The organism is Megamonas rupellensis DSM 19944 (genome assembly GCF_000378365.1).
GTDB lineage: Bacteria > Bacillota > Negativicutes > Selenomonadales > Selenomonadaceae > Megamonas > Megamonas funiformis.
This window is the reverse complement of the sequence record NZ_KB899624.1, coordinates 1-5,358: the sequence shown is the minus strand read 5'-3', so window position 1 is coordinate 5,358 and position 5,358 is coordinate 1. Positions and strand designations below refer to the sequence as shown.

Annotated in this window: 2 protein-coding genes, 3 tRNA genes and 1 rRNA gene; all 6 read right to left on the bottom strand. The window is 30.6% G+C overall.

The annotated features are described in order from the left end of the window. Nucleotides 1-3,203 (bottom strand): ESPR-type extended signal peptide-containing protein (locus F553_RS12030; RefSeq protein ID WP_019000193.1); only part of this gene is annotated, 3,203 nt, incomplete at its 3' end. Nucleotides 3,204-4,327: 1,124 nt separating this feature from the next. After that, nucleotides 4,328-4,768 (bottom strand): hypothetical protein, encoded by a 441-nt coding sequence (locus F553_RS0111395; protein WP_019000192.1) that lies wholly within the window; start codon nucleotides 4,766-4,768, stop codon nucleotides 4,328-4,330. A gap of 134 nt (nucleotides 4,769-4,902) precedes the next feature. Beyond that, nucleotides 4,903-4,992: transfer RNA gene (locus F553_RS0111390), tRNA-Ser, on the bottom strand. A gap of 47 nt (nucleotides 4,993-5,039) precedes the next feature. Further along, nucleotides 5,040-5,115, bottom strand: a tRNA-Trp gene (locus tag F553_RS0111385). 7 nt (nucleotides 5,116-5,122) lie between these two features. Beyond that, nucleotides 5,123-5,199: transfer RNA gene (locus F553_RS0111380), tRNA-His, on the bottom strand. A 31-nt stretch (nucleotides 5,200-5,230) separates the two neighbouring features. Further along, nucleotides 5,231-5,347, bottom strand: a 5S ribosomal RNA gene (gene rrf / locus F553_RS0111375). Nucleotides 5,348-5,358 lie beyond the last annotated feature (11 nt).

Below are 5,358 nucleotides of genomic sequence, written 5' to 3'. Positions count from 1 at the left end.
TGTCCATCTGCTTCTTCTGTAGATGTTACAGTAGTATTTTTACCATCAGATATTGTTGTCTTAGAAGCTGCTGCTGCTTGTTTTAATTGTTCTTCTGTTGCTGCTCTTCCTACTGTTGCAAACGTTTCATCATCCAATGTCGTATTTGTAAGTCCTGTAATAGTTCCTTTATATACGCCATTATCTTCTCCGTTTATTACAACTCCACCTGCTTGGATTGTTTGTCCATTAATAACAGTAGTTCCATTTCCGTATTTTTCAAACTTAACGCCATCTGGATTTACTGTTACTGTTGTATCTGTGCCATATGTTTCAGTATTATCTGCTTTAATGGATACGCTACCATTTTGTTCTACTACGAATTTATCACCGATACTTAATGCAGCTTCACCATCTTCTGGAGCACCATTAATATTAATTTGGTTATCTCCTTCTTCACCTAAAGTGATATTATCATTTAAATCAAAAGCAAGTTCTGCATTACCTTTTTCATCTACTGTTTTTGTTACAGTGATGTTGCTATCACCATTAGTATCTTTAGCACCAGAGAAATCTACTATTTTTCCACTTTCTACAGTTGTGCTATTTTCACCATTGGCTGATACATTCCAACCTTTATAGCTAGCTTCATCTATTTTTGTCATTGCTGCTTGTAACTGTTCTTCTGTTGCTGCTCTTCCTGCTTTTGCAAATGTTGAACTTTCGCTACCATCACCTAATGTTGTATTTGTGAGTCCTGTAATAGTTCCTTTATAATTATCTTCTCCATTTATGGCAACTCCACCTGCTTGGATTGTTTGTCCATTAATAACAGTAGTTCCGTTTCCATATTTTTCAAACTTAACGCCATCTGGATTTATTGTTACTGTTGTATCTATACCATATGTTTCAGCATTATCTGCTTTAATGGATACACTACCATTTTGTTCTACTACGAATTTATCACCAATACTTAATGCAGGTTCGTCACCTTCTGGAGCACCATTAATATTAATTTGGCTATTTCCTTCTCCTAAAGTAATATTATCATTTAAAGAAACATTTACTTCATGGTCTTTTGCTTCTACATCTATATTATCATCGCCATTAAATGTTAATGTTTCTCCTGGTTTTACTGCAAAATCAGCATTTCCATCATTTCCATCAGATACATTCCAGCCATTATTAACTTTAGTTGTTAAATTGCCTAAATCTTCTGCACTTGCTACATCACTAATTACAACATTCTTTCCTGTTGCAACGCCATTGCCATTGGCTTCTACTAATGTTACTGTATGAGCAGTCTTATCTACTTTATATCCACCACTTGGATATGCTGCTTCTTCTGATGTTGCAATATGTTTTTCTACATCTTTTGCTAAGTTTTTAATTTCTGTTTGTCCATCTGTTGTAATATTACTTAAATTAATATTTGCTGAATTGCCTGCTACTTCTTTTAATTTTGTTGCACTTGCTACATCATAAAGTGTTGCTGTATTTCCATCTGTATCTTTTACTAAATAATCACTACCATAAGCATTATCTTGTATTGCTCGTTTTTCTACAGTTCCATTAACTAATGTTGTATTTGTAAATTTTTGTTGTCCATCTGTTATTGTCCAGTTATCATCACTTCCATCAGCAGCATTTTTATCTGCTTCTACTTTGAAGTTATTTACTACTTCACCATTAGTAATGGATAAGCCATCTCCAACATTAACTTTTAACTTACCTTTATCTTCGCCTTCTTGAGTTTCAAATGTTAATCCATCACCTGCATTAACAGATATTTTGTTATTATCATCAGTAGCAATAGCTATGCCATCACCAGCAGTATATGTTTCGCCGCCACCAATAGCATATTTAGTTCCATTAATACTAAGTTCTGATACTTTACCATCTTCATCTTTAGTTGCTACTACTCTAGAACCAGCATCTACATCAAATTTATTATTTTCTCCATCGGAAAATTGTATTTTTGTATCTTCACCAGTATTTTTTACACTAGTAACTGTAAAACCTGTTATTGTTTCTTCTGTTCTTTCAATAGGTTTTCCATTTTCATCAAATTGCGTATTTGTTATTAAATTAATTCCATTATTATTTGCATCAACTTCAACAGATTTTATATCAGCAGCAGCTAATTTCCTATCATTTCTATAAAAGGCATTAACATTTTCTTTATAATCACCTAAAGTTAAATTACTATCACTTAATAAAACATTATCATCATCATTTACTTTTCCTGCCCAATAAGTATAATAATTGCCATTTTCATCTTTACCAGTCATTAATATTTCATTATGAGCACCATATACTCTACCAGTATATATTTCACTACCATTTTTTGTTGTTACAAATGCTCCAGCTTTATCACCAATAATATAAACATTTTGAGAAGCTACTTCTTGATTCGTATCTTTTAAATAGTAAGAACTTCCTCTTAATTCAACTTCTTTTAAATAGCCTGATTTCCATACATCTTTAACATATTTTCCTTGACTAGGATCCCATTGATCAGGAGCAGCATCTTTAATATCTATAAATTCATTTACATTTCCTTGTCCATTTGGATCAATTATATAATTCCAATCAATAGTACCTGTTCCAACTCCACCAGAATTAGAAACTCCTGTATAATGACCCACTTCAATTTTTTGTAAAGATTCATTACGTGTTGTCATTGCTGTAGTTCCTACAGCTGATGACTCTGTTGTTTTTAAAACGCTTCCTTTTATTAAATTTTGATCTGTTATTTCAGCACTTATTGCATAGTCTGATTTAAGACCATTAACATCATCCGTTTTCATTAAGTTATCTGGTATATATTGTATACCTTCTGTAGCTTTTAAAGTATATCCTTCACGTACCCAATAATTAAGAGTTTTATCCGATAATCTTATTGTTTGTGGTCTAAAAACTATACCCTCTATTGTTTTTTCACCCTTACGCCATTCATCAGATGTTGTATCTGCTCTAAATGCTACATATTGCGTTTGTGTTGCTTGCTGTACATTTACATCAGCTGCATATGCTGAATCCATTGGTAATGCACTAAATACACCAAATGCTGCTATAGCACCGCATACTACAAGTGCAGCAATGCGACTGCGAATGCTATTTCTAGATGTTCTACTCTGTTTTCCGTTACTATGGGCAAGTTCCGATACAACGACATATTGATTTTTTACCTTGCTCCATATTACTTTATAAATCTTATTCATACAAATTACCCTCCTACTGAATAAAATGATCTAGAATTTCGACTTATAATATGACATTAAAATACTAATCTTAAATTATTTCTACTATTAACAATATAGATATTTTCCGTTCTTAGATATTTATTAAATACAAATAATAAAAGTCTTAGTATGTTTAGATAATAATATTAAAATTGCATCCCACCCCCAAATAGGAGCAATTAATATACCTTCATTTTATCAATACAACTATTGTTATATAATCTTTTCCAAAATCATATTATAGCCTACATTACGATATTTTAGTTGTATCCCACCCCCAAAATATCATTAGATAATATATAATCATCAATATTAATTGATACCACTATATATTATTTCGTCCTGTTAACGGACATTTTAAGAATTTTACTTTGCTATGAATAAAATCTATCAAAATATTGATGTTTTACTTTCTTACATCAAATTTTGAAAATCTTATTCATATAATCGCCCTCCTATTCGAATAAAATCTTTTACTATATTGACTCAAAAATTTTTTTGTCAAACAGTAAAAATTTAGACTTAGACTATTATCCATATAACAATTCATAAAGATAATTTTCTCTACTTCAAATAAGTGATATTATGTTTGCTTTAAATAAATGATATTATATCTGTTCAATAAATATTTCTATGTAAGTACTACATATAATTAGTAAAAATATGAATTATAAATGGATAATTAATAAGTCTTTAGTACTTTTATGAGCTAATTTTAGCACATATTAATTATTTTTGCAAATACTCTAAATTCTTTATGAAAAAATTCATATTTATCAATAAGAAATGAAATAAACCTTTTATTTATAAGCTTATATTATAATAATTAATTATTTTATATATGTTTTTTATTAATTTTTATAATAAAAAATATATATTAATATTACATATATTAATATATATAGGTTCAAAATCATCTTAAAAATATATGTATATTTCAATCTAATGAAAATGTATATTTATACAGAAATAATATTAATATGTTCAATATGGGTCTAATAAATATATTATTTTTCTTATAAATATTTAAAATTTTCTATTATTTGCAAAAATAAAAAGGTAATTTATAAACTTCATTATAAATTACCTTTTTAGTACTCTAACTATATATTAAAATAATCTGCCAAAATCAATGTAGCATTATATTGTGGTTGATCAAAAGAACGACTACTTAATTGGAACCAGCCATCGCCATTTCCTCTAGCACTAGCAACATACATTTCATCATTTATAAATCTTATCATCGTTTTATAAGTGAATTTTGTTGTTTTATCTCCATCTACCATCACAACATCATAAGAAAATACTGCTGTTTTGGTATTTTCTTCAACTTTTTCTTCTTGCTCAATAATTTTTGCTGAAGATAAGTCAACATATCTATTTACACCGTTTTGTGAAAATGCTAATGGATAATTTGTATCATTATTCCAATAGCTAGCTGGAGTATATAATGCTGAAGCTTCAGCCATGGAAAAACTATTTGCCGTTAAAGCAAATATACATAAGGCAATAACCATCATAAAGTATTTAACTATTTTTTTCATAATAAAGTTCCTTTCTTATTATGACCGATACAAAATTATATCCTAATTCAATCATATCTTGTTTATCATCACAAGTCAATAAAAACAAAAAGAGCCTTTAGATTATAAAATCCAAAGACTCTACATTTTTAAAGTGGCGGAGCGAGAGAGATTCGAACTCTCGCACGGCGAAGCCGCCTAACGATTTAGCAAACCGTCCTCTTCAGCCTCTTGAGTATCGCTCCATGATATAAAATTTTAATAAAACTTAATGGAATACTGTATGCTATAATGGCAGGGGCAGTAGGACTTGAACCCACAACCAATGGTTTTGGAGACCACTACTCTACCAATTGAGCTATACCCCTAATTTAATGGGGCGACTAGTGGGGATCGAACCCACGCAATAACGGAGCCACAATCCGCCGTGTTGACCGCTTCACCATAGCCGCCATATTCCATTATAATGAGCCCAAAGGCTCTAACTGGCAACTTCCTATCCTCCCAGCACGTCTCCATGCAAGTACTTTCGGCCTCTAAATGCTTAACTACTGTGTTCGGTATGGGTACAGGTGGAACCATTTAGGCATCGTCACCAGATATTCTCTTTT